Here is a 23,720-nt window from a genome sequence, read left to right on the forward strand (position 1 = left end):
TCAGCCGCCGTTTTCGTTGAGTGAGCACTGGGACCCGACGTCGGCCCGGGGATTTTCCCGGCGGAGGGCTGCGGCGGCCTGGGCGATCTGCAAGCAGTCGAACGCCGCCGGCGTCGTTCCATCGACGAGGATATAGCCATACCCATTGGAGCAGGCGACCTCGATGATGTCGCGCCGACGCTCCGTACGGCCCACCTGGGCGGCGTTCACGACGTCGCAGCTGGTATGAGATGCGGCCAGCAGGGATTGGGCCTGGCGTATGGCACGCTGGCGCCCGGCGGCCGAATAGGCATTCAGCCGACGCACGGATTCGAACTGCTGCATCCGCGCCGCCCCGGGGCGCATCGGTTCAAGGAGCCGCTCTCGCGCCGTGCCCATGTCGCCGGCGTTGGGATTGGCCTGGGCCTGAACGGATGCAGCCGACCCGATGGTCGCGACGAGGGCGGCGACAAAGATCGCGGACTTCAGCATTGCGAATTCCTCCGAGCGGAAGCCTATTCCTCCTCGACAGGCTGTCAACAGCACCGCGTGACGACGTTGCGGGATGGCTCTGCGCGGGGCGTTGGCCGGGGCGCAGGGTCAAGCCCGATCACCGCGCCTGCGACCGTCAGCGCGAAAGCGGACCCATCAGCGTCGCCTTGAGCCGCTGTTCGATGTCGGGCGTCATGGCGGCGAACAGGCCGCGTGCATCGGGCGGAATGTGCGCCATCGGCTCTTCGTCATCCGGCCGGAACAGATAGTGGTCGAAGATCACCCGCCAGGCCTGGCGTTCGCGATGGTTCAGGTCGCGCAGGGTCATCAGGCCATGCAGGAGGGTGAAGATGGGGGCCGTCATATGGGGCGGGGCATCCCGCCACCAGAAATTCACCATGGCCCCGAACGGGTCCAGCGACTCGACGTGGTGAAACCACAGGCTCGGCATATAGAGCACGTCGCCGGGTGCCAGGTCGGCGATCTCGGCATGCTGGAGCGCCTCGGCGAAGCGGGGGAATCTGTCGAAGTCGGGCTTGTGGAAATCGACGAGACTGGTCGGCTGGCCCGACAGGGTGAAGTCGACGGGGCCGATATACAGATTGGCGATCTGGTCGGTCGGAAACAGGGTGAAGCGCCGGCGGCCCGCGACGACGCAGGCCAGGTTCTGGGGCAGGTCCCAGTGGCAGGCCGTGCGCACCCGGTTGCCGATCCAGAGCGAGGTTCGCCGTTGCGTCGCCGGATCGAGCAGGGGCATCGGCGTCTCGGCCAGCAGCCCCGGCAGGCAGGGGCGGAACGGGACGCCACCGGCATAGAAGCCGGGCGGGTGTGCGTCATCGTGGTGAGCCGCCAGCCGGTCCAGCAGGGTCGCCAGGGGTGCGTTTTCCTGGACGTGATTGAAGCTCTTCAGGTCGTCGGCATAGGAGAACCGGCCCTCGATCTCGGGCGCGCCGCTCCAGATCGGCGTGGGTGCATCCGTGGCGGCCGCGCGCAGGTGGTCCGACAGGGCAGCGGTCGACGTCCGGCCCAGCTGGACCATCGGCCAGTCGGCGACCCCCTGGCGCAGGACGGCCGGCCGTCCCGACGGAACGATGACGCTTTCGAACAGCGCGCGATCGACGCCTTCGTACTCGGGAACCGGCCGTGTCATGGGACGATCTGTGGTCCGAAGTGACCGGTGAGGTCAATCGCCTTCAGGCGACGCCGACCTTGCTGGCGAACTGGGCCGTGGCATCGGCATATTCCGACCGCAGGCGCGCGACCAGTTCCGCCGCCGGGACCACGTCATGCACCGCGCCCGCGCCCTGGCCGGCGGACCAGACGGTCTTCCAGGCCTTGGCCTCGTCGCCCATGTCCAGCTTGTGCTCGGGCAGGTGTTTCGGATCGATGCCGTTGGCCTCCAGCGACTTGATCATGAAGTTGGCCGGGATGCCGGAGACGGCCGGGGTGTGGACGATGTCGGTCGCGCCCGACTCGATGATCATGTCCTTGTAGGCCTCGGGGGCCATGGCCTCGGTCGTGTTGATGAAGCGGGTGCCCATATAGGCGAAGTCGGCCCCCAGCATCAGGGCGGCGGCCACGTCCTGGCCGGTCGACAGGCAGCCCGACAGGATGATCGTGCCCTTGAAGAACGCGCGCACCTCATTGACCAGGGCGAAGGGGTTGATGATGCCGGCGTGTCCACCCGCGCCATTGGCGACCAGGATCAGACCGTCGACGCCGCTCTCGGCCGCCTTCCTGGCATGGCGGACATTGGCGATGTCGTGGAAGACCACGCCGCCATAGCCGTGGACCGCATCGACCACGTCGCGCACGGCCCCCAGCGAGGTGATGATCAGCGGCACCTTGTGCTCGACCGAGACCATCATGTCCGCCATCAGACGCGGATTGGTGGGGTGGACGATGTGGTTGACGCCAAACGCCGCCGCATCGGGATTCAGGCGCGATTTGATCTCGACCAGCCACTCGGCATAGCCCTCGGTCGTGCGGGCGTTCAGCGAGGGGAAGGTGCCGATCACCCCGGCATTGCAGCACTCGACGACCAGGTCCGGGCCGGAGACCAGGAACATCGGTGCCTCGATGACCGGCAGTTTCAGACCCTTCTGCAGGGAGGCGGGGATGGCCATGGCGTTCGCTCCGTTTTGTTTGGCTACGCTTAACCGGGTGTCGTGGGGGAAGGCAAATGCGATCCTCCCCCATCGGGGGAGGGGGACCGCAGCGCCCTTGCGCTGGGGTGGAGGGGGCTTGGCTCAAACCCGGGCGTTCGCGGCTGGCCCCCTCCGTCTCTTCGCTTCGCGACGCGCCACCTCCCCCGACGGGGGAGGATTGTGTATGTGCAGCCCATGACCACAGACACCTCCGGCCTCTCCCAGCTCGGCCAGCACACCGTCCAGCCCACGACGCCCGGGACGGCGGTGCTGGAGCGCGTGCCCAATCCCCATCCCGACACCCTGTACCTGGCCCGGTTCACCGCGCCGGAGTTCACCAGCCTGTGCCCCGTGACGGCCCAGCCCGACTTCGCCCATCTGGTGATCGACTATGCGCCGGGCGACTGGCTGGTCGAGTCCAAGTCGCTGAAGCTGTACCTGACCGCCTTCCGCAACCACGGCGCCTTCCACGAGGACTGCACCGTCGCCATCGGCAAGCGGATCGCCGACCTGCTCAATCCGAAATGGCTGCGCATCGGCGGCTACTGGTACCCGCGCGGCGGCATCCCGATCGACGTCTTCTGGCAGACGGGGACCCCGCCCGAGGGGCTGTGGCTGCCGGATCAGGGCGTGCCCACGTATCGGGGGCGGGGGTAGGGGGCCCGGCCTGCGGGACGGCCCAGGCAACGCTCCGGAATACTGAAAAGGGACAGGCCCCCTGCCTCCGCCTCCTCCTACTGGAAACGCGCTTCGCCAGCGAGCCAGGTAGAATGCACGCGTATGGACCTCAGGCTGTCCGGTGGGACGGTCAGGGGGTCGCGCTCCAGCACCACCAGGTCGGCGGCCTTGCCGACCTCAAGGCTGCCGCAGGTATCGTCGAGATGGCACTGCCAGGCGGCATCGATCGTGACTGCCCGCAGGGCCTGTAGCGGGGAGATACACTCATCCGCGTTCAGGATGCCGCCACCCTCGTTCATGTCGCGAAGCACGGCGTTCTCGACGCAGCGCAGCGGATCGATCGGGGTCACATTATAGTCGGAATGCAGCGAGATGCGCAGGCCGCCGGCAAGGGCGGAGCGGCAGGGGTCTAGCCTGTCAGCCCGTTCCGGCCCGAGCAGACGATCGCGGAAGGCCCGCCCCCAGTAGTGGACATGGCCGATCAGGAAGGACGGCGAGATGCCGAGCGCCTTCATCCGCGCAATCTGGTCGTCGTGCAGAATGCTGCAGTGCTCGATCCGGTGCCGGAGGGCGTGACCACCCTCTCCGCCGGTGCCCCGCTCATAGGCGTCGAGCACCACATCGATGGCGGCATCGCCATTGGCGTGGATACCGATGGGCCAGCCGTCGTCGTGCAGCGTGCGGACCAGGCTCTCGATCTCTTCGGGCGAATAGTTGAGCGCTCCGCGGTTCGTCGAGTCCAGATAAGGTTCGCGCTGGTAGCCCGTCAGGCCCTGATTGGAACCGTCAGACCAGGCCTTGATCCCGCTGAAGGAGAAATTGGGTGAGTGAAGCCCGGGCCGCAGCCCCATCTCCTTCCATTTTTCATAGTGGGTCGAGACCAGTAGCCCGGCGTAGCGGACGGGGGCATCACCCCGGAGCGCTGCCTCGATCAGGCCGATGTCAGCCTCGGCGAACAGGCCGCCGATGCCGCAGTCGTGCAGGGCCGTGCATCCCTTGGCCGCAGCATCATCAAGATCGGCCCGCAGAAACCCGACCAGTTCGGCCTCGCCGGGCGATGGCATCACGCGGATGAAAGGCTGGAAGGCCGGTGGTTCCTCCAGGCGGCCCGTCAGTTCGCCGTCCGGGCTGCGGACGAACCGGCCCTGGGGCGGATCCTGGGTTTCCCTGCTCAATCCGGCCAGGTCGATGGCGCGGCTGTTGGCATAGGCATTGTGGCCGTTGGATTCGAGAATGAAGACCGGCGTTTCTGGAGACAGTTGGTCGAGGTCTGCCCGGGTCAGTTCGCGTCCCGGCATGATCGAAGGGTCCAGCATCTTGCCCTGGATCCACGCCCCGGGCCCTGCCCGTGCGGCTGCGTCGCGGATCTTCTGCCGTGCATCGTCCATGGTCGGTGTCGTGAAGGGTCCAATGTCCAGCCAGGGTCGCAGACCGGCGAAGTTGGAATGCATGTGCGGATCGACGAAACCGGGAAGTACTGTGTAGTCGCCAAAATCGACCACGCGGGTACGAGAGCCTTTCAGACCGAGGACGGCCTGACGACGACCCGAGGCCATGATGCGGCCGTCCCGCACGGCGACAGCCTCAACGACAGTGTTCCGCGCGTCCATTGTGTGGATGCGCCCGGCGAGGAAAATCGTATCGGCAAAGCTCTGACCCGCCTCCCGCGCGCCAGCCGTACCGGGTCCGGCAACCGCGGCTGCGAAGAAGCCACCGCCGATCCCGCGCAGGACGTCACGGCGACCCTGCAAGCTTCGCATGACATGCATGAAACCTTCGTCGCAGGCATTGCACATTGATAATTTCTCCCGGGCCGAAGCTCTGCTGAGTCAGTAGCGAAATCGGCTGTGGAAGCTGGCATACAGCCGTCAACGCTGTCAAAACGAGGATTTTGAACATAGTCAGTCTAATAGTATTGGCAAAAAATCAGAGAAATTTGAAATTAAAACTATCATACAATGGATTCGAAAACAGTAAGGCCATCGCCCGATGCACGCTCAGGAGGTCTGTCTGTTTATCTCCGAGCCAACGAAACCAGCGAGAGCGCACCAGCCCACATCCAGGCTTGCAGTACCTGCCACATCACCAATGACACGACCGTGGACCTGATTCAGACCAGACCGTCATGACGTCAATCGTGCGGCACGTGGCCGCGGTCCTGTTCTCCGTGAGCTGCTGGATAGCGCTCGCTGTGTTTGTCCTCTAAACATTGGTTCGAGGTGGACTGCGTTGTTGTCGCTTTCGCAAAAATTTCCACCGTTCTCTGCATAAAGACGGGATCAGAAACAGGTGAAGGTTCATGATGAATAAAGTATCCACCGATCGCGCATCCGTTTCCATCACGTTCGCGCTGGCATTTGCGCTTGGAACAAGCGGCCTGTTTGGCGGCCTCGCCAACAGTGCGAAAGCCCAGTCCCGCCCACCGGTCAGCAGTGGGGCCAGCGGGGGTGCCAACCCCGGCAATGCCAGCGGTGGAAGCGGCTACAATCCGGGTGGAAGCGGAAACAGCGGCGGCGGCTATAATCCGGGCAACAACAGCGGTGGAAGCGGATACAATCCCGGCAACAACAGCGGTGGAAGCGGATACAACCCCGGCAACAACAGCGGTGGAAGCGGATACAACCCGGGCGGAGGCTACAACCCCGGTTCCGTCAACGGCAGCGGTTACAATCCTGGATATCATACGGATCACTCTTTGATTGCGTATCGAGATGCAGACTTCCGCGGTGCCTCCGTTCGATTTGAGGATGAAGTCCAGAATCTCCGCAGTTCAGGCTTCAATGACGAGATCAGTTCGATTCAGTTTAGGGGGGTCTGGATGGTTTGCAGCGATGCCTACTTCCGCGGTCGCTGCAGGACGTTCCGAAATGACATTCGAAATCTCCGGGGTCTGGGTCTCAATGATCAGATCTCTTCGATAAGGCCGGTTCGCTGATTGGTTAATCGTCTTGAATGAAGCGGATTGGCCCCGTTATCTGACGGGCTTCCATAGACTGGATTCCAACATCAATCCGACTTCATGCGAGGCACCGAACAGGCGTGATGGTGTCGTAATTGCGTACTGATTGACGTTTCATCTGCTGCTGAAGGTGCTCCCGAGCATGGGTATTCTGGCTGAAATGTCGAAAGCCGAGGCGGCAGGGCTTTGGAGCGGCCTCCTGATAATATTGCTCGGTCTGCTTGCTTTCCGCGTGACATGGCTACGGCTCAAGACCAGTGCCGAGGCTGAAACCGGCACGGGTTCGCAGTTCGATCTGGCCTCCCAGGTGCTGTCCAACGCGACGGAATACATTCCAGTCAGCGTCGGCGCCCTGATCCTTGTCTACCATCTTGAACTGCCCGTGATGGCGATTCACGGCCTGGGCGCAGCGTTTTTGGCTGGCCGTGTGGTTCAAGCGGCTGGACTGAGCAAACCCGAAACGCCTGCGATCATGTTCGCCGGCATGGCTCTTACGTTTCTGGCGATTTTTGCGGCCGGCGGTATGCTGGTCCTGAACGCACTGCTCCCGGTCGTTTTGTAGAAGAGGGATGGTCTGCACTCGTCCCGGCGTGAGCTCGCCAGTGTGACGGCCCGGCACCGCTACCTCTCGACGCAAGGCCTTCGGAATGGTCATCTGGCCGGGTCTTGCGCTCCTGACGCGGCGGAACCCCGGTCATGATCTCCCGCCTGCCGCTCGAAACCCGGGGCCGTCGCTGGCTCGACGGTCTGCAGTCCCGCGCTGACCGAGCCGCATGGTCACGCTTCGCCTTTGCCTTTCTGATGTTCGGGATCAAGCAGGCGTATGCGTGCCTGTTCGGCGGCCTGATGCTGGCCCTGATCCTGCTGACCTTCCTGCTGTGGCCGGATGACAGTCCGGTCTCGCGCTATGATTTCCTGGTCGTCGGGGCGGTCATCATCCAGATCGCGATGCTGGTCCTGAGGCTGGAGAGCTGGGCCGAGGCGCGGGTGATCCTGCTGTTCCATATCGCGGGCACGATCATGGAGCTGTTCAAGACGGCGCACGGGTCGTGGATCTATCCGGAGGATTCTGTGCTGCGGATCGGGGCGGTGCCGCTGTTCTCGGGGTTCATGTATGCGGCGGTGGGGTCCTATATCGCGCGGGTGCAGCGGATCTTTCACATCCGGGTGCGGGGCTATCCGCCGATATGGACGACCTGGGCGCTGGCGCTGGCGATCTATGTCAACTTCTTCGCCCACCACTGGCTGCCGGACATCCGGATCGCCCTGTTCGTGGCCACGGCCCTGCTGTTCGGGCGAGGATGGTTCTGGTTCACGGCCAACCGGACGCGGCTGAGGATGCCGCTGTTGCTCGGCTATTTCCTGGTCGCCCTGTTTATCTGGTTCGCGGAGAATCTGGGGACCTTCGGGCGGGCCTGGGCCTATCCGGGGCAGGAGGCGGGGTGGGAGATGGTGTCGGTGTCCAAGCTGGGGGCCTGGTTCCTGTTGATGATCATATCGGTGGTGATGGTGTCGCTGGTCCACCGGCCGGAAGAGGAACCACGATGAGCGACGGGTGGCAGGATTCGGCCGACGCCTGGGTGGCGTCCCAGGGCGAAGAGGGTGACTTCGGGCGGCGCTGGGTCATGGATGCACCGATGCTGGAGCGGGTGCGGATGCGGCCTTACGCCAGCGCGCTGGACGTCGGGTGCGGCGAGGGGCGGTTCTGCCGGATGCTGAAGGCGGAAGGGGTGGCGGCGGTGGGAATCGACCCGACCGTGGCCCTGATCGACCATGCGCGGCGGCTGGATCCGGAGGGCGACTACCGCGTCGAGGCGGCCGGGGCCCTGGGGTTCGAGGACGGGCGGTTCGATCTTGTGGTCAGTTATCTGTCGTTGATCGATATCCCGGACGTGCGCGCCGCCATCGCGGAGATGGCGCGGGTGCTGGCCCCCGGCGGACGGCTGCTGATCGCCAATCTGGCGGGGTACAATTCGGCGGCCGATGCGAACGATCTGGGGTGGGTGACCCTGCCGGACGGGCGGCGGGCCCATGCGATGGATCGTTATCTGGAGGAAAAGGCGGGCTGGATCGCCTGGAAGGGCATCCGCATCCGGAACTGGCACCGGCCGCTGAGCACCTACATGACCCTGTTGCTGGAGCAGGGGCTGACCCTGACCCATTTCGCCGAGCCGCGCGCGGACGCAGGGGGCGACCCGGTTCGCGCGGCCCACTACGATCGCGCGCCCTGGTTCATGCTGATGGAGTGGGCAAAGCCGCCCGTCAGCTCTGGGTCAGGCTGAGCACATTGCCGTCGGGGTCGGCGAAGAAGGCGACCTTCGCAATGCCGTCGGGGGCGGTCCAGATGCCCGCCTCGTCCTGCCCCATGCCGGGGTAGAGGATCATGGAAACGCCCTTGCCCGTCAGGTCGGCTACAGTGGTGGCGATGTCGGCGACCTGCCAGCCGAGGACCGGATGCGGAGCGGCGGCATGATCGGGGACATGGGTGATCCGCAGGCTCGCGCCGTTCAGGTCGAACACGGCGGCGAACCCGTCGTCGGTCAAGAACCGCAGGCCGAGGGTGTCACGGTAGAAGGCGTCGGACGCGGCACGGTCGCGCGTCAGGACGAAGGTGATGGCGGTGGCGGATGAGGGCAGGCTCATGGATGGGGCTCCTGTTCCGGACGCCTCAGCATAACACCGTTCAGGGAAGATGTTGGGTGATCGCGCTCAGGTCCGGCCGCTCGCGCTCCAGCGGGGGTTCGGCCGCGGTGCCGATGTGGATGAAGCCGGCGACCTTCTCGCCCTCGCGCACGCCGAACAGGGGCAGGGCATCGGGGTCATAGCTGTACCAGTCGGTGATCCAGCTGGAGGAGAAGCCGAGCGCAGCCGCGGCGTGCTCCAGGTTCATGCAGACGGCGCCGGCGGACAGCTCCTGTTCCCACACGGGTTTGGAGGCCGGGGCGGCGGTGGAGACGACGAGGACGGTGGTCGGGGCGGCGGTCAGTTTGGCGAGGACGGCGACGGCCTTGCCGGGCAGGCCCTTCTCCACGGCCATCACCGCCAGCCGCTCGGCGATCGCGGCGCGGGTCTGGCGGCCGAGGACGACGAAGCGCCACGGAAACAGCTTGCCATGGTCGGGTGTGCGGGCCGCGAGGGTCAGCAGGGTGTCGATGTCGGCGGACGACGGGCCGGGGTCGGTCAGGGCCTGGGCCGGGGCGGACCGGCGGGTCGCCAGCCTTTCCAGCATCGCGGCCGAGCGGACGGGCGGGGGCAGGGGGGCACCGAGGGCGACGGGTCTGGGCAGGGACATGGTCCCTAGCTAGGCGACGCCGGGGTTTCGCGCCATAGCTTGGCCCATGAGCGATCACGATCCCCTCGGCGAGGACCGCCCCGTTCCGGCCTGGGCCGAGGGCTTGCCCGCGCCCGTGCCCTGGCAGGACCTGGGTCACCGGGTCGTGCACGAGACGCCCTGGATGACGGTGACCCAGCATGACGCCGTGGCCCCGACCGGGCGGCAGGTGGCCTATGGCGTGCTGCGCTTCCGGACTGTGGCGACGGGGGTGCTGCCGGTCCATGCCGACGGCACGGTCACCCTGGTCGGTCAGTCGCGGTTCGCGCGGGCCAACTATTCCTGGGAGATGCCGGAGGGCGGCGCGCCGTTCGACGAGGATCCACTGGCGGGCGCGATGCGCGAGCTGGCGGAGGAGGCGGGGCTGAAGGCCGGATCGTGGAAGCGGGCGCTGGCGATCGAGGTGTCGAACTCCATCACCGACGAGATCGGCCAGACCTGGATCGCCTGGGATCTGAGCCCCGTGCCGGTCGCTCCCGATCCGACCGAGGTCATCACCATCGTGCGGGTGCCGTTCACCCAACTGCTGAAGGAGATCGAGCGCGGGGCGGTGCTGGATTCCTTCACGGTGGCGACGGCCTACCGCGCCTACCATATGGCACGCGAGGGCCTCCTGCCGGGCTGGCTGGCGCACGCCATGCTGACACGCGTATGATGAGGTCATGGAGCCGGTGATGCACAAGCTGGAAGTGGTCGCGTCGCAGGACGGCCTCTGGAGCCAGTTGCGCGCTTCTGCCGACGAAGCGGCGCGGCGCGAACCCCATCTGGGGTCGCTGATGAATGCGACCATCCTGTCCCACACCGACCTGGCCAATGCGCTGAGTTTCCAGATCGCGCGCAAGATCGGTGACACCGAACTGGTGCCGATGAGCGTGCGCGAGGTCTGTGCCTTTGCCTTCTGGTCCGATCCGACGATCGTGGCGGCGGCCGAGGCGGATCTGCAGGCGGTGGCGGAGCGGGACCCGGCGATCAAGTCGCTGCTGCAGCCCTTCCTGTACTTCAAGGGATTCCAGGCGCTGCAGGCCTGGCGGGTGGCGCACTGGCTGTGGGGGCAGGGGCGCGAGACCCTGGCCTTCCATTTCCAGAGCCGCATCTCGGAGCTGTTCCAGGTCGACATCCATCCGGCGGCCAGGATCGGATCGGGCATCTTTCTCGATCACGGCACGGGCGTCGTCATCGGCGAGACGGCAGTGGTCGGCGACGAGGTCTCCATGCTGCACGGCGTCACCCTGGGCGGGACCGGGGCCGAGCGCGGCGACCGCCACCCCAAGATCGGCAAGGGCGTCCTGCTGGGCGCGGGGGCCAAGGTGCTGGGTAATATCGTGGTCGGCGACTACGCCAAGATCGCGTCCGGATCGGTGGTCCTGAAGCCTGTTCCGGCGGGCTGCACGGTGGCCGGGGTGCCTGCAAGGCTGGTCAACTGCCCGACCGATGCCGCCCCGGCGCGAACCATGGATCATACCCTGGCCGACGTCGTTTATGACTTCGTGATCTGAAGGCCGGGGTTTCCTTACGGGAGCCGCTTCTCTAGGGTCCGACGCTCAGTTCCAGACCCCCGAGGCCCGCCATGAACGACGCTGACATGAAGCGTATCGAGACCCACCTGAAGCGCACCTTCAATACGGGCGGGATCATCGTGAAGGCTCGCGCCAAGGTGAACGACTCGGCCGAGGTCTATGTCGGGGACGAGTTCATCGGCGTCGTCTTCGAGGACGAGGACGAGGACGGCAGCTTCATGTTCGAGATGGCGATCCTGGCCGAGGACCTGCCGGCCGCCTGATCGGTCCGCCATTCGCCAGACATGGAAACGCCGGGCGGTCTGCACCACCCGGCGTTTCGCATTTCGGTATGGATCAGCGCTTGCCGAAGATCACGTCGGCCAGCGTGTCGAAGAAGCCCTTCTTCGGCTCCGGGGCCTTGGGCGCGGGCGGCGTCACCGGCGCGGCGGCGGTCGGGGCCGGCGTCACGGCAGGCTTGTTTGCGGGGGCCGATGCCGGTGCCACGGCGGGCTTGGCTGCGGTCGTTGCGGCCGGCTTGGCGGCGGGCGTCGGCGCAGCGGCCTTTGGAGCCGAGGTCTTCGGCGCGGCCTTGGCGGCGGGGGTCTTTGCGGCCGACTTCGGTGCGGCCTTGGCGGCGGCCTTCGGGGCCGGAGCCTTGGGAGCCGGGGCCGAGGTCTTCGCGGCCTTGGGCGCCGCAGCCTTGGCGGCCGGCTTGGTGGCGGGAGCCTTGGCAGCGGGTGTCTTTGCCGGTGCCTTGGGCGCCGGGGCCTTGGCGGCGGCGGTCTTCACCGCAGGGGCCTTGGCCGGCTTCGCGGCAGTCGTCTTGACCGGCGCGGTTGCCTTGGCGGCGGTAGCGGTTTTCGCGGCGCTCGACTTCGGTGCCGGTTTAGGCTTGGAAGCGGCGGACGCCTTGGGCGACGCAGTAGACGGTGACTTGGCCATGTATTCCCCGACCCCTCGGTTGGAACGAACGCGACCGGTGCGGGAGAGCACGGCCGCGAACTCAATAGTATCGATTCGCAATGATACCGGTGTTTGAATAAATGTCCCATAACCCCGTGCAGATTATCGCTCGTGGCGCTCGCGCCGCCGCCGAGGCCGCGGCCGCGGACATCGATTCCGACGTCCTGCTGGAAGGCGCGACCTATTCCATCCTGGAGGAGGACGAGGACCGGGACGTCTGGCGCATCGACGCCTTCCCGACGTCCGATGAGGAAGTCGAGGCCCTGACCGCGCGCCTGGCCGGGCATCCGGGCGTGACGGTCAAGGTGGAGCCCCTGGCCGATGCGGACTGGCTGGCCATGTCCCTGTCGGGCCTGCCGCCGGTGCGGGCGGGGCGGTTCTTCGTCTATGGCGCACACGATCAGGGCCGGGTGCCGCCCAATGCCGTGAACCTGAAGATCGACGCGGGCGCGGCCTTCGGCACCGGGCACCACGGGACGACCGTCGGGTGTCTGGTCGCCTATGACGCACTGCTGAAGCGCGAGCGGTTCGAGAAGGTGCTGGACGTCGGGTGCGGCACGGGCGTGCTGGCGATCGCGGCGGCACGCACGGGGGCGGCCCTGGCGGTCGGCACCGACATCGACGCGCCCTCGGTGCGGATCGCCAACGAGAATGCGAAGCTGAACCAGGCGCACGCCCGGTTCGTCCATGCCTCCGGTCTGAACGACATCAGGGTTCGGGCGGGCGCACCCTATGACCTGGTGTTCGCCAACATCCTGGCCCCGCCGCTGGTCGCCCTGTCGCAGGACATCAGGATGAGCCTGCGCATCGGCGGCGTGACGATCCTGTCAGGCCTGTTGCGGACGCAGGAGCGGCGCGTGTCGGCGGCCTATCTGTCGCGCGGTTTCCGGCTGGAGCGCCGCATCCACCGCGACGCCTGGAGCGCCCTGGTGTTGAGGCGGATGGGCTGACGGCGTATCGACAGGTCATGCGCCAGACCTTCGACGAAACCACCGATCCGTCCTTCGGGGCGAAACACCTTCCGCTCGTGCGGGCCGCGATGGCCCGGCAGGGGCTGGACGGCTTTCTGGTCCCGCACGAGGACGAGCATCAGAACGAATACCTGCCGGCCGCCAACGACCGGCTGGCCTGGCTGACCGGGTTCACGGGATCGGCGGGCGCGGGCGTGGTGATGAAGGACCGGGCGGCGGTGTTCGCCGATGGTCGGTATACGGTGCAGGTCCGGGCCCAGGTCGATGCCGGGCAGTTCGAGATTCTCGACCTCGTCGAGGGGGGCGTCCCGGCCTATCTGGAGCGCGCGCCCGGCGGGGCGGTGATCGGCTATGATCCCCGTCTGCATAGCCCCGATGCTCTCGCCCGTCTCAGGCGCGCCACGGCCAGGGCGGGGGCGACGCTGAAGCCGGTGGATCAGAACCCCGTGGACGAGGCCTGGGCCGAAGCCCGGCCGGCCCAGCCCGCGGCACCCGTGGTCCCCCACGAGGACCGGTATTCGGGGGAAGGCAGTGCCTCGAAGCGCGCCCGCATCGGCGCGGCGATCGCGGCCGCAGGTGCCGAGGCCTGCGTCCTGACGGCGCCGGCGTCGATCGCCTGGCTGTTCAATGTGCGCGGCGGGGATGTGATCCGGTCACCCCTGCCTCTGGCCCAGGCCATCGTCGCGGCCAATGGGACGGCGATGCTGTTCCTCGATCCCGCCAAGGTGACGAATGAACTGCCCGGCTGGCTGGGCGACGACGTGACCCTGATGAACCCCGGCGAACTGGCGCAGGCGCTCGAAGGCATGAAGGGCGTGCGGGTCCTGATCGATCCGGCCCAGTCGTCGGCCTGGTATTTCGACCGGCTGGCCCTGGTCGGGGCGACGGTGGTCAAGGGCATGGACCCCTGCGCCCTGCCGCGCGCGGCCAAGAACCCGGTCGAGATCGAAGGCAGCCGCCAGGCCCATATCCGCGACGGCGCGGCTCTCGCCCGGTTTCTGCACTGGGTCGATACGGTCGCCCAGGTCGAACTGCCGGACGAGCGCGGCGTGGTCGAGGCGCTGGAGCGGTTCCGCGAGGAGACCGGGGCGCTGAAGGACCTGAGCTTCGACACCATCGCAGGCGTCGGCCCGAACGCCGCCTTGCCCCACTACAAGCCCGTGACGCGGACGATCCGCAAGATGGAGCCGGGGTCGCTGCTGCTGGTCGACGGCGGCGGACAGTATCTGGACGGGACGACCGACGTGACCCGGACCGTGGCCATCGGCGAGCCCTCGGCCGATCAGCGGCGCATGTTCACCCTGGTGCTCAGGGCGCATATCGCCATGGCCGTGATCCGCTTCCCGGCGGGCACCAGCGGCCATCAGCTCGACGCCCTGGCCCGCGCGCCGATGTGGATGGCGGGGCTGGATTACGACCACGGCACCGGTCACGGCGTCGGCAGCTATCTGGGGGTCCACGAGGGGCCGCAGCGGATCGCCAAGGCGGTGAACAGCCAGCCGCTGCTGACCGGCATGATCCTGTCGAACGAACCGGGCTACTACCGCGAAGGGCACTGGGGCATCCGCATCGAGACGCTTCAGGTGGTCACACCGCCCGAGCCGATCCCCGGGGGCGAGCGGCCGATGCACGGGTTCGAACAACTGACCTTCGCGCCGCTGGACCGGCGGCTGATCGACGTCGATCTGCTGACGGCCGGGGAACGGGCCTATGTCGACGCCTATCATGCCGAGACCCTGGCCAGGGTCGGTCCGCTGCTGGACGGCGAGGTCCGGGGGTGGCTGGAGCGCCAGTGCGCGCCGCTTTGAGGGCTGTCGGACGCATGGTAGAAGAGGGTCCACCATGCTGAACATCAAGAACCCCGGGACACACAGTCTGGCCGGGGAGCGGGCGACGCGGCGCGGCGAAAACCTGACCACGGCGGACGATATCATGGCGCTGGTGCAGTCGATCCAACCGCATCTGACCCCTCTGGAGCCCGGCGAAGACCCGACGGCGTTTCTCTTTGACCCGGAAACGGGGCTCCCCGGTTGATCGTCGACAGTTCGGCGCCGGTCGCGGTCATCTTCGGCGAACCCCTGCTGTTCAAGGGAGATGACTTCTCCCGGACCGATATCGTCTCCGCGCTTTGACCTTGCATCCGGCGCGGCCGACCCCGATCTCAGGCTTTCAGAAAATGGAGACCGCCCCATGAAGACCCGTCGTCTCGGACCGAATGGTCCCGAAGTCTCTGCCGTGGGCCTCGGCTGTATGGGGATGAGCGCCTTCTATGGTGCGCCCTCCGACGAGGCGACGGCGCAGGGAGTGCTGGCCCGGGCGCTGGAGCTGGGCGTCACCCTGTTCGACACGGCCGAGATGTATGGCCCCTATACCAACGAGGAACTGCTGGGTCGGGCCTTCGCCGGCAAGCGGGACAAGGTGTTCCTCGCGACCAAATTCGGCATCGGCTACAATGCCGAACGGACCGCCCTGAAGGTGGATGGCAGCCCGGCCAATGTGCGCCGCGCCATCGAGGGCAGCCTGAAGCGGCTGAACACTGACCACGTCGATCTCTACTATCTGCACCGCGTCGATCCCGACACGCCGATCGAGGACACGGTCGGGGCGATGGCCGAGCTGGTCACCGAGGGCAAGGTGCGGTTCCTGGGCCTGTCGGAGGCCGCGCCCGAGACGCTGAGGAAGGCGCACGCGACCCATCCGATCACGGCCCTGCAGACCGAATATTCCCTGTGGTCGCGCGAGCCCGAGGACGCGATCCTGAAGACCTGCGAGGAACTGGGGATCGGCTTCGTGCCCTACAGTCCGCTGGGGCGCGGCTTCCTGTCGGGCGACATCAAGTCGATCGACGATCTGGAGGAGGGCGACTTCCGCCGGACCAACCCGCGCTTCATGGGCGAGAATTTCCAGAAGAACATCGACCTGGTGAATGCGGTGACGCAGATCGCCACCGACAAGGGTGTGACGGCCGCGCAGCTGGCCCTGGCCTGGGTGCTGGCGCAGGGCGAGCATCTGGTGCCGATCCCGGGCACGCGACGCGTGAAGACGCTCGAGGACAATATCGCCTCCGCCAACGTCGTGCTGACACCCGGGGATCTGGCCCGCATCGAGGCGGTCTTCCCCCGGGATGCGGCCATTGGCGACCGTTATGCGCCGGCGGGACGGGCGGCGCTGAATCGCTAGCCGATCAAGGCCAGCCATTCGTCCTCGGTCAGGACGGTCACGCCGTGCTTCTGCGCCTCGGCCAGCTTCGAGCCCGCACCGGGCCCGGCGACGAGGTAGTCGGTCTTTTTCGACACGGAGCCTGAGACCTTGGCCCCGAGGCTCTCGGCCCGCGCCTTGGCCTCGTCACGGGTGAAGCGTTCGAGCGCGCCGGTGAAGACGACGATCTTGCCGGTGACGGCGGTGTCGGATTTGGGGCGTTCGGCGTCCTGGACGGAGGACAGCTCGGCCAGCAGGGCCGCGACGACCGCCTGGTTGTGTGGCTCGTGGAAGAAGTCGGCGACCGCGCGGGCGGCGACGGGGCCGACGCCTGCGATGCCGGCGATCTCGCCCAGCGTCACCGACGGCCCCTCCTCGCGCGCGACGCGGGCCAGGGCGACGATATCGGACCAGTCGCCGGCCAGCGGGACGAGGGCGCGGCGGGCGGGCGCGGCGATGCCGGGGAAGGCCAGGGCCAGCTTCTGCTCGATCGGGGCCTCGGGCCAGGGATCGACGGGCGACAGCGCGGCGTTCGCCATGACCGACAGGGTGCGGGCGGAGATGCCATGTCCCTCGGCCAGCTGGCTCCACCCGGGCGAGGGGATGCCCGATGCCGCCTCCATCGCCGCGGCATGGAAGCCCGCCCAGTCCCCGAAGTGGCGCGCCAGCAGCAGGGAGGTCTGGTCGCCGATGTCGCGGATGCCCAGGGCGAAGATCAGCCGCTCCAGGGCGATGACGCGACGGGCGTCAATGCCCGCGATCAGATTCCTGACGCTGGTCTCGCCATACCCGTCCTCGGCGCGCAGACGCTCCAGCTTTTCCGCGTCGCGGGCGAGGCGGAAGATGTCGGCGGGCTCCCTGATCCAGCCGCGCTCGTGAAAGGCGATCAGCTGCTTTTCCCCCAGACCCTCGATGTCGAAGGCGCGGCGGGAGACGAAATGCTTCAGGCGTTCGATCAGCTGGGCGCTGCAGATCAGGCCGCCGGTGCAGCGGCGGCGCACGTCGTCGCCCTCGCGCACCGCCTCCGAGCCACACACCGGGCAGTGGGAGGGGAAGACATAGGGGAGGGCGTCGTCGGGGCGTCTGTCGAGCACGACCGAGACGATCTGGGGGATGACGTCCCCGGCGCGTTGCAGGACGACGGTGTCGCCGATCCGCACGTCCTTGCGCGCGATCTCGTCCTCGTTGTGCAGGGTGGCGTTCCTGACGACGACGCCGCCGACGGTCACGGGGGCGAGGCGGGCGACGGGGGTCAGGGAGCCGGTTCGACCGACCTGGATGTCGATGCCCTCCAGCACGGTCGTCGCCTGCTGGGCCGGGAATTTGTGGGCGATGGCCCAGCGGGGGCTGCGCGAGACGAAGCCAAGGCGGGACTGCCAGTCCAGCCGATCGACCTTGTAGACCACGCCGTCGATGTCATAGCCGAGGCCCGCGCGGTCGGCCTCCAGCCCGCGATAGACTCCGATCAGGCCGATTGCGCCTTCGACCCGGACCGAGCGCGGATTGACCGGAAAGCCCCAGCGTTCGAACGCCGTCAGCGCCTCTTCCTGCGTCTGCGCAAACGGTTCGGACGTCTCGCCCCAGGCATAGGCGAAGAAGCGCAGGGGCCGGGCGGCGGTGACCGTCGGATCGATCTGGCGCAGTGACCCGGCGGCGAAGTTGCGGGGGTTGGCATAGGTGCGGCGACCGGCGACCTCGGCCTCCGCGTTGAAGGCGGCGAAGGCGTCGTTGGGGGCATAGACCTCGCCGCGCACCTCGATGCGAGCGGGCCAGCCGCTGCCCTTCAGACGATGCGGAACGTCGGCGAGGGTCTTGAGGTTGGCGGTGATGTCCTCGCCCGCCCGGCCGTCGCCCCGCGTCGCGCCCTGGACCAGAACGCCGTCTTCATAGCGCAGGTTGGCTGAAAGGCCGTCAATCTTGGGCTCGGCGGTGAAAGCGACGTCGTCGTCGCCCGGAAGGTTCAGGAAGCGCCGGATGCGGGCGACGAAGTCGCCTACGTCGGCGTCGTCGAAGGCGTTGTCCAGCGACAGCATGGGCACGCCGTGGCGAACCTCGGCGAACCGCGTCGAGACGGGGGCCCCCACCCTGAGCGACGGCGAATCCGGGCGGACCAGGGCCGGGAACCGTGTCTCGATGGCCAGGTTGCGGGCTTTCAGCGCGTCGTAGTCGGCATCGGAGATCGTCGGGGCCGCTTCGGCATAGGCGGCGTCGTGGGCCGCCATCTCTGCGGCGAGCCGGGCCAGCTCGGCTTCGGCCTCGGCTTCGGTCAGGGAGTCGATGGGGGTCAGGGCCATGCCCCGGTTTAGCATCGCGCGCCGACCTCGCCAGCCCGGCGGGATGACAGGAAGTTAATCTGACGCGGCGGCCTGCGCCGTCTATTGCGGGCTGGCTCTTTCAGGAAACCCCATGTCCCTTTCGTTCCGTACCCTGGCCCTGACGACCGCCGTCGTCCTCCTGTCGTCGTGCGCGGCCATGACCGACGTGGAGACGCCCGCGGCCCCGAACCCGACACCGTCGGTGGCCACGTCCTACGACCAGCTGCTGGCAGACGTCCGCATCCTGTCGGCGGACGATATGGAGGGACGTGACACCGGCAGCGCGGGCGGCGAGCGGGCACGGGCCTATATCGTGTCGCGGCTCGAGGCCCTGGGGATCGCCGCGCCGCCGGTCGGTCGCCTGCAGCCCTGGACAGCCCAGGGCCGGACCCGTGCGGGGCCCAGGTCCTACAATGGCATCAATGTGCTGGGTCTGGTCGAGGGGACGCGGGTGCCGGACCGCTATATCGTCGTGACCGCCCACTACGACCACGTCGGCGTCAACGAGGGCCTGATCTACAACGGGGCCGACGACAATGCCTCGGGTGTTGCGACCCTGCTGGAGATCGCCGCGCGGCTGAAGGATGCGCCCCCTGAGCACAGCGTGATCTTCGTGGCCTTCGACGGCGAGGAGCATGGCCTGCTCGGGGCCAAACATTTCGTCGAGGCCCCGCCGGTGCCGCTGTCGTCCATCGCCATGAACCTGAATTTCGACATGACCGCGCGCGCCGAGACCGATGGCCATCTGTGGGTCACCGGCACCTATCAGAATCCGACCTTCCGCCCGATCCTCGAAGGCATCCCGGCCAATGGCACGGTGTCGCTGGCGTTCGGGAAGGACACGCCCCAGGACACGGGCAGGGACAACTGGGTCCAAGCCTCGGACCAGGGCCCGTTCTTCACGGCGGGCGTGCCCTTCCTGTATCTCGGCGTCAACTACCACCCCGACTACCATCGGCCGTCGGACGATTTCGAGCGAATCACGCCGGCGGTCTTCATCAGTTCGACCGAACTGTCGGTGTCTGCCTTCCGGGCACTGGACCGGTCGCTGGATCGTTGATCCGCAGGCGACTTTCGGACGCAAAGATAGGGCTTGCGCGTCGTCCCGGTTTGGCGTTTTCGTCGCCAAAGTGACCGGGACGTGACATGACTGTGACAACCACCAACGCCTTCGACCTTCAGCGTATCCAGCTGATCCGCAAATGGGTGCTGGGGCTGGCCTTGCTGGCCGCCGTCGCCCTGGCCTTTGTCTCGTCGTCGCCGTGGGTCGGGCAGCCGCTTTCCGAGGGCATCGAATCGGTCGGTCTGGGGGCCATCGTCATCAGCATCGTCGGCCGGGCCTGGTGCTCGCTCTATATCGGCGGGCGCAAGAAGGCCGAGATCGTTTCCACCGGTCCCTATTCGATCAGCCGCAATCCGCTTTATGTCTTCAGCTACTTCGGCGCGGTCGGCGTCGGTGCCCAGACGGGCAGTGTCACGATGGCCGTCCTGTTCGTGGTGATCGCCGTGGCGGTGTTCCACTTCACCATCCGCCAGGAAGAGGCCTGGTTGACGGCCGAGTTCGGCGATCCCTATCGCGCCTATATGGCGCGCACGCCGCGCCTCGGGCCCGATTTCGGCAAGTGGCACGACAACGTCGAGCTGACGATCCGGCCCCGGTTCTTCCTGACCACGATCCGCGACGGGCTGGCCTTTCTTCTGGCCGTGCCGATCTTCAAGGGCGTCGACTGGGCCCAGGCGCAGGGCTGGCTGCCGATCCTGATCCATCTGCCCTGACACAGGCTGGACGGCCGCCGCGCCGCGTGGTCCTGTCGACGCCGGTCCTGGAGACACCATGCGCACGTCGTTCATCTTGGCATTCACCATCGCAGGGCTCGGGCTTGCGGGCTGCGATCTGACAGCGCCATCGAAGGTGAAGGATGGCGACGGGGCGGTGGAGGTAGCCACGCCCCGCGCCGGTGCCTTCGCCCACAGCCAGACCGGCGACCTGTCCGGCTATTACAATCCGGGGGCGCAGGTCGGGCCTGACGACTTTCAGCTGATGACGGTCTTCGTGGGCCAGGAACCGGAGTTCAAGACCTGGGAGGCGGGCCAGAGAAGCACGACCTTCGCACCGGTCATGCTGGAGTTCTCGGTGCCGGGCGAGACGACCGAGCGCGTCCTGCCCGACAGCTATTCCGTCAGCGACGACCGGATCCGCATGACGGGGACCAGTCCCGGGCATGGGCGAGTCACCTTCGATGCCCGGCTGGATCAGGGGGCCCTGTCCACCGCACGCCGGAACCTGGGGGAGGGCGAGGCCTCTGCCATGACCGCCACCGTCACCATCGGTGACCGCAGCTACACCGGGATGAAGTTCGCCTGGTCCGGCGGGGACTGACGAAAAAGGCGGCCCCGGGGGGGACCGCCTTTCCGGCTGGATCTAGGGTCCGGACTCATTTGGCCCAGAGTGTGATGGCGGCGACGATGCAGAGGCCTGCGAGGTAGTTCCTGGCGGTCTTGTCGTATCGGGTGGCGATGGCGCGGAAGTCCTTGAGGCGGCAGAAGGCGCGTTCGACGGCGTTTCTGAGCCTGTAGGCTGTGGCGTCGAACGGGTGTCGGTTCACGCGATTGATCTTGTTCGGGATCACGGGTGTCGTGCCGCGTTCGATCAGCATTCGACGCAGGGCGTCGCCGTCGTAGGCCCTGTCTGCGAGCAGGTGCAGGCTGGGTCGGCTGGCGACGATCAGGTCGTGGGCGGCCACGATGTCGGAGGCCTGGCCGGGCGAGAGTTGAACGACGCGAGGCCTGCCCGTCTCGTCCACCAGCATGTGGACCTTGGTCGTCCGACCGCCGCGCGACCGGCCTATGGCGTGAGCTGAGCCCCCCCTTTTGCGCCCGCCGCCGAGCGGTGCGCCTTGACCGAGGTCGAGTCGATCATGGCCGTCACCGGCGGGTCGGCCGCCTCGCCGAGCGACGCCAGGATCCGCTGCCACAGACCTCGCTTGCTCCAGCGATTGTAACGGTTGAACACCGTCGTATAGGGCCCATAGACGTCCGGAAGAGCGCGCCAGCGACACCCCTCGCGCAGCCGATGAACGATACCCGAGATCACCCGGCGATCATCCACCCGCCGCTTGCCCGTATAGACCTTGGGGATGTGCGGCTCGATCACAGCCCACTGCGCGTCCGACAACCAGAAATGATCCGCCATGATTCAAGCCTCCTCAGAAGCTTGAATCACAACAGCCAGATCAACTCAATTGGGTACAGACCCTAGTTGACCGTCGCCTTGACGATCTTGCCCGGATCGCGGGGCGGTTCGCCCTTGGGCAGGGCGTCGACGTGGTCCATGCCCTCGATCACCTCGCCCCAGACTGTGTACTGGCCGTCCAGGAAGGTGGCGTTGTCGAAGACGATGAAGAACTGGCTGTTGGCGCTATCCGGCTGGTTCGTGCGGGCCATGGAGCAGATGCCGCGCACGTGCGGTTCGCTGGAGAATTCGGCCTTCAGGTTCGGCTTGCTGGAGCCCGAAGTGCCCGTGCCGGTCGGATCGCCGCCCTGGGCCATGAAGCCGGGGATCACGCGGTGGAAGACCACGCCGTCATAGAAGCCTTCGCTCGCCAGCTCGGTGATGCGGGTCACGTGGCCGGGGGCGAGGTCGGGGCGCAGCTTGATGACGACGTCGCCGGTTTCGAGAGTCAGGGTCAGGGTCTGGTCGGCCATCGGGCGCTCCATATTCGAATGAGCCGCGTCCATACTATCCCGCTCATCCCGGCGAAAGCCGGGATCCAGCCCTTTCGCAAGCAACAGGTGCGCGGGATTGCCGGATGTGCGAGTTCGTTCTGACCGGTCGCCCAAGGAACTGGGTCCCGGCTTTCGCCGGGATGAGCGGAGAAGATTTTTCATGAACGATGACGAGAAGCCCGCGCCGCCTCCCGAAGCGCGCCGCCGCATGGTCAAGCCGCCGACCGGCGGCACGGCCCAGGGGCGCGGCATGGGCACCCAGATCAAGACGGCCGACAAGAAGTCGATGTCCTCGATCCAGTGGATCAAGCGCCAGCTGGCCGACCCCTGGTCGGAAAAGGCCCGCGCCGAGGGCTGGCGCAGTCGGGCGGCCTTCAAGTTCAGCGAGATCGACGACCGGTTCCATCTGGTCAGGAAGGGCTCGCGCGTCATCGACCTTGGGGCCGCGCCCGGCGGCTGGGTCCAGGTGTGCGTCAATCGCGGAGCCTCGGCGGTGGTCGGGGTCGATCTGCTGCCGATCGAGCCGATCCCGGGCTCGACCCTGATCCAGGCCGATTTCACCGATCCCGGCGTGGACCAGCAGCTGATCGAGGCGCTGGGCGGCCCCCCCGACCTGGTGCTGTCGGACATGGCCCACAACACCGTCGGCCATCGCCAGACCGATCACCTGAAGATCATCGCCCTGATCGAGATCGCCTCGGATTTCGCCATCCGCACACTGCGGCCCGGCGGGTCGTTCGTGACCAAGAACTTCCAGGGCGGCGATGCCGGCCGGGTGCTGGCCGAGCTGCGCGCCGCCTTCCAGGAGGTGAAATACGTCAAGCCCGCCGCCAGCCGGAAGGGCTCGTCCGAGGTCTATCTGGTGGCGCTGAACAGGAAGTAGCGGGCGTCAGGCCGTCTGGGCCGTCGCTCGCCGGGCTTCGTGGCCGGTCCAGATGCGGTCGTGGATGGCGAAGAACACCATCTGCACCAGGGGCTCGATGACCCCGACGGTCAGGGCGACGCGGATGTCCTGCGTGATCGCGAAGGCCACCGATACCGCCACCACGAAATGCATGATGCCGTAGGTCACGGTCTTGACCGCGATCTTCTTCAGCGAAGGCAGGGCATGGCTGTGGCCGTGGTGCCCGTGGGCGCGCGCCTGCTCATCGGCGTTCATCAGGTCCAGACGGGCGGTGAAGGCCTCGGCCGTCTCTTCCATGCCGCTGCGGCGACGACGGTGTTCGATCCGGTGCCAGATCCGGTCGTGGACGGAATAGGCGATGGTCTGGAAGAAGGGTTCGACCAGGCCGATGGCCAAGGCCATGCGCCAGTCGCGGGTAATGGCAAACGCCACCAGCATGGCCACGAGCAGATGCATCAGGCCGTAGCTGGCGATCTTCAGCGCAAGGCTGCGAACGGATCTGGCGAGTGCGGCGACCATGGACCTAGAATGTTAGCACAGGCTGAAAGATTCAAGTCC

The 23,720-nt window shown here is 67.0% G+C and carries 28 protein-coding genes; 17 read left to right on the forward strand and 11 right to left on the reverse strand.

From position 1 onward, the window contains the following. The 3 genes from HZ989_RS07010 to HZ989_RS07020 form a co-directional block, all read right to left on the reverse strand. Entirely contained in the window at positions 1 to 471 is a 471-nt protein-coding gene (locus HZ989_RS07010) for a hypothetical protein (protein ID WP_209322882.1), read from the reverse strand. Positions 472 to 607: 136 nt separating this feature from the next. Further along, positions 608 to 1,621, reverse strand: coding sequence for a cupin-like domain-containing protein (locus HZ989_RS07015; RefSeq protein WP_209322883.1), 1,014 nt, complete (start codon positions 1,619 to 1,621; stop codon positions 608 to 610). Between the two features lie 43 nt (positions 1,622 to 1,664). After that, the gene (locus HZ989_RS07020) at positions 1,665 to 2,597 is read right to left on the reverse strand and encodes a nitronate monooxygenase family protein (protein WP_209322884.1); all 933 of its coding nucleotides are present in this window, start codon (positions 2,595 to 2,597) and stop codon (positions 1,665 to 1,667) included. Positions 2,598 to 2,813: 216 nt separating this feature from the next. Here HZ989_RS07020 and queF point away from each other — a divergent pair, with 216 nt between their 5' ends. Continuing rightward, positions 2,814 to 3,275 (forward strand): preQ(1) synthase, encoded by a 462-nt coding sequence (queF, locus tag HZ989_RS07025; protein WP_209322885.1) that lies wholly within the window; start codon positions 2,814 to 2,816, stop codon positions 3,273 to 3,275. A gap of 77 nt (positions 3,276 to 3,352) precedes the next feature. Here the strand turns inward: queF and HZ989_RS07030 are convergent, their stop codons facing one another. Continuing rightward, entirely contained in the window at positions 3,353 to 4,747 is a 1,395-nt protein-coding gene (locus tag HZ989_RS07030) for an amidohydrolase (RefSeq protein WP_245162488.1), read from the reverse strand. On the opposite strand from HZ989_RS07030, the gene HZ989_RS15165 reads away from it, so the two are divergent. The 5 genes from HZ989_RS15165 to HZ989_RS07050 all read left to right on the forward strand — a co-directional run bounded on the left by HZ989_RS15165 (position 4,742) and on the right by HZ989_RS07050 (position 8,537). Beyond that, positions 4,742 to 5,095 (forward strand): hypothetical protein, encoded by a 354-nt coding sequence (locus HZ989_RS15165; RefSeq protein WP_245162489.1) that lies wholly within the window; start codon positions 4,742 to 4,744, stop codon positions 5,093 to 5,095. The genes HZ989_RS07030 and HZ989_RS15165 overlap by 6 nt on opposite strands. Positions 5,096 to 5,595: 500 nt before the next feature. Further along, entirely contained in the window at positions 5,596 to 6,231 is a 636-nt protein-coding gene (locus tag HZ989_RS07035) for a beta/gamma crystallin-related protein (protein ID WP_209322887.1), read from the forward strand. Between the two features lie 130 nt (positions 6,232 to 6,361). Then, positions 6,362 to 6,817 (forward strand): MAPEG family protein, encoded by a 456-nt coding sequence (locus HZ989_RS07040; RefSeq protein ID WP_209322888.1) that lies wholly within the window; start codon positions 6,362 to 6,364, stop codon positions 6,815 to 6,817. A gap of 134 nt (positions 6,818 to 6,951) precedes the next feature. Then, entirely contained in the window at positions 6,952 to 7,803 is an 852-nt protein-coding gene (locus HZ989_RS07045; protein ID WP_209322889.1) for a DUF817 domain-containing protein, read from the forward strand. Beyond that, a complete protein-coding gene (locus HZ989_RS07050; RefSeq protein WP_209322890.1) occupies positions 7,800 to 8,537 on the forward strand; it encodes a class I SAM-dependent methyltransferase in 738 nt (245 codons plus the stop codon). The genes HZ989_RS07045 and HZ989_RS07050 overlap by 4 nt, the downstream gene beginning before the upstream one ends. On the opposite strand, the gene HZ989_RS07055 is transcribed toward HZ989_RS07050, so the two are convergent. Both HZ989_RS07055 and HZ989_RS07060 read right to left on the reverse strand, forming a co-directional pair. Then, positions 8,518 to 8,898 carry a VOC family protein gene (locus tag HZ989_RS07055; protein WP_209322891.1) on the reverse strand — a complete coding sequence of 127 codons (381 nt, stop codon included), beginning with the start codon at positions 8,896 to 8,898 and terminating at the stop codon, positions 8,518 to 8,520. The two genes, HZ989_RS07050 and HZ989_RS07055, sit on opposite strands and share 20 nt — an antisense overlap. A 40-nt stretch (positions 8,899 to 8,938) precedes the next feature. Then, positions 8,939 to 9,547 (reverse strand): nitroreductase, encoded by a 609-nt coding sequence (locus HZ989_RS07060; RefSeq protein WP_209322892.1) that lies wholly within the window; start codon positions 9,545 to 9,547, stop codon positions 8,939 to 8,941. Positions 9,548 to 9,593: 46 nt separating this feature from the next. On the opposite strand from HZ989_RS07060, the gene HZ989_RS07065 reads away from it, so the two are divergent. The 3 genes from HZ989_RS07065 (at position 9,594) to HZ989_RS07075 (ending at position 11,366) form a co-directional block, all read left to right on the forward strand. Next, positions 9,594 to 10,241 (forward strand): NUDIX hydrolase, encoded by a 648-nt coding sequence (locus HZ989_RS07065; RefSeq protein WP_209322893.1) that lies wholly within the window; start codon positions 9,594 to 9,596, stop codon positions 10,239 to 10,241. 19 nt (positions 10,242 to 10,260) lie between these two features. Continuing rightward, positions 10,261 to 11,082, forward strand: coding sequence for a serine O-acetyltransferase (gene cysE / locus HZ989_RS07070; RefSeq protein WP_209322894.1), 822 nt, complete (start codon positions 10,261 to 10,263; stop codon positions 11,080 to 11,082). Between the two features lie 71 nt (positions 11,083 to 11,153). Further along, on the forward strand, positions 11,154 to 11,366 hold the full coding sequence (locus HZ989_RS07075) for a DUF3126 family protein (protein ID WP_209322895.1): 213 nt from the start codon (positions 11,154 to 11,156) through the stop codon (positions 11,364 to 11,366). A gap of 73 nt (positions 11,367 to 11,439) precedes the next feature. On the opposite strand, the gene HZ989_RS07080 is transcribed toward HZ989_RS07075, so the two are convergent. Continuing rightward, positions 11,440 to 11,874 (reverse strand): hypothetical protein, encoded by a 435-nt coding sequence (locus HZ989_RS07080; protein ID WP_209322896.1) that lies wholly within the window; start codon positions 11,872 to 11,874, stop codon positions 11,440 to 11,442. Between the two features lie 254 nt (positions 11,875 to 12,128). Between HZ989_RS07080 and HZ989_RS07085 the strand changes: the two genes are divergently transcribed. From HZ989_RS07085 to HZ989_RS07100, 4 genes are all read left to right on the forward strand, one after another. Then, the gene (locus HZ989_RS07085; protein ID WP_209322897.1) at positions 12,129 to 12,998 is read left to right on the forward strand and encodes a 50S ribosomal protein L11 methyltransferase; all 870 of its coding nucleotides are present in this window, start codon (positions 12,129 to 12,131) and stop codon (positions 12,996 to 12,998) included. 17 nt (positions 12,999 to 13,015) lie between these two features. Further along, on the forward strand, positions 13,016 to 14,827 hold the full coding sequence (locus HZ989_RS07090; protein WP_209322898.1) for an aminopeptidase P family protein: 1,812 nt from the start codon (positions 13,016 to 13,018) through the stop codon (positions 14,825 to 14,827). A gap of 34 nt (positions 14,828 to 14,861) precedes the next feature. After that, positions 14,862 to 15,053 carry a hypothetical protein gene (locus HZ989_RS07095; RefSeq protein WP_209322899.1) on the forward strand — a complete coding sequence of 64 codons (192 nt, stop codon included), beginning with the start codon at positions 14,862 to 14,864 and terminating at the stop codon, positions 15,051 to 15,053. 156 nt (positions 15,054 to 15,209) lie between these two features. After that, the gene (locus HZ989_RS07100) at positions 15,210 to 16,199 is read left to right on the forward strand and encodes an aldo/keto reductase (protein ID WP_209322900.1); all 990 of its coding nucleotides are present in this window, start codon (positions 15,210 to 15,212) and stop codon (positions 16,197 to 16,199) included. Here HZ989_RS07100 and ligA read toward each other — a convergent pair. After that, the gene (gene ligA / locus HZ989_RS07105; RefSeq protein ID WP_209322901.1) at positions 16,196 to 18,511 is read right to left on the reverse strand and encodes an NAD-dependent DNA ligase LigA; all 2,316 of its coding nucleotides are present in this window, start codon (positions 18,509 to 18,511) and stop codon (positions 16,196 to 16,198) included. The genes HZ989_RS07100 and ligA overlap by 4 nt on opposite strands. Positions 18,512 to 18,623: 112 nt before the next feature. On the opposite strand from ligA, the gene HZ989_RS07110 reads away from it, so the two are divergent. The 3 genes from HZ989_RS07110 to HZ989_RS07120 all read left to right on the forward strand — a co-directional run bounded on the left by HZ989_RS07110 (position 18,624) and on the right by HZ989_RS07120 (position 20,912). Further along, positions 18,624 to 19,592 (forward strand): M20/M25/M40 family metallo-hydrolase, encoded by a 969-nt coding sequence (locus HZ989_RS07110; protein ID WP_209322902.1) that lies wholly within the window; start codon positions 18,624 to 18,626, stop codon positions 19,590 to 19,592. A gap of 86 nt (positions 19,593 to 19,678) precedes the next feature. Then, positions 19,679 to 20,308 (forward strand): isoprenylcysteine carboxylmethyltransferase family protein, encoded by a 630-nt coding sequence (locus HZ989_RS07115; protein ID WP_209322903.1) that lies wholly within the window; start codon positions 19,679 to 19,681, stop codon positions 20,306 to 20,308. A gap of 58 nt (positions 20,309 to 20,366) precedes the next feature. Further along, the gene (locus HZ989_RS07120; protein ID WP_209322904.1) at positions 20,367 to 20,912 is read left to right on the forward strand and encodes a hypothetical protein; all 546 of its coding nucleotides are present in this window, start codon (positions 20,367 to 20,369) and stop codon (positions 20,910 to 20,912) included. A 55-nt stretch (positions 20,913 to 20,967) separates the two neighbouring features. On the opposite strand, the gene HZ989_RS07125 is transcribed toward HZ989_RS07120, so the two are convergent. Then, positions 20,968 to 21,725 (reverse strand): IS5 family transposase gene (locus HZ989_RS07125; RefSeq protein ID WP_209322645.1). Its coding sequence is split into 2 segments (ribosomal slippage): positions 20,968 to 21,389 and positions 21,389 to 21,725, totalling 759 coding nucleotides; the frame shifts between segments, so codons are not numbered across the junction. 62 nt (positions 21,726 to 21,787) lie between these two features. Further along, a complete protein-coding gene (locus tag HZ989_RS07130; protein ID WP_371812987.1) occupies positions 21,788 to 22,237 on the reverse strand; it encodes a peptidylprolyl isomerase in 450 nt (149 codons plus the stop codon). 181 nt (positions 22,238 to 22,418) lie between these two features. Here HZ989_RS07130 and HZ989_RS07135 point away from each other — a divergent pair, with 181 nt between their 5' ends. Further along, positions 22,419 to 23,141 (forward strand): RlmE family RNA methyltransferase, encoded by a 723-nt coding sequence (locus HZ989_RS07135; RefSeq protein ID WP_209322905.1) that lies wholly within the window; start codon positions 22,419 to 22,421, stop codon positions 23,139 to 23,141. 6 nt (positions 23,142 to 23,147) lie between these two features. Here HZ989_RS07135 and HZ989_RS07140 read toward each other — a convergent pair whose 3' ends face one another. Continuing rightward, complete coding sequence (locus tag HZ989_RS07140) at positions 23,148 to 23,681, reverse strand: DUF2061 domain-containing protein (protein ID WP_209322906.1); 534 nt, start codon at positions 23,679 to 23,681, stop codon at positions 23,148 to 23,150. Positions 23,682 to 23,720: the final 39 nt, after the last annotated feature.

This window comes from Brevundimonas sp. AJA228-03 (assembly GCF_017795885.1).
In the GTDB taxonomy this organism is placed as follows: domain Bacteria; phylum Pseudomonadota; class Alphaproteobacteria; order Caulobacterales; family Caulobacteraceae; genus Brevundimonas.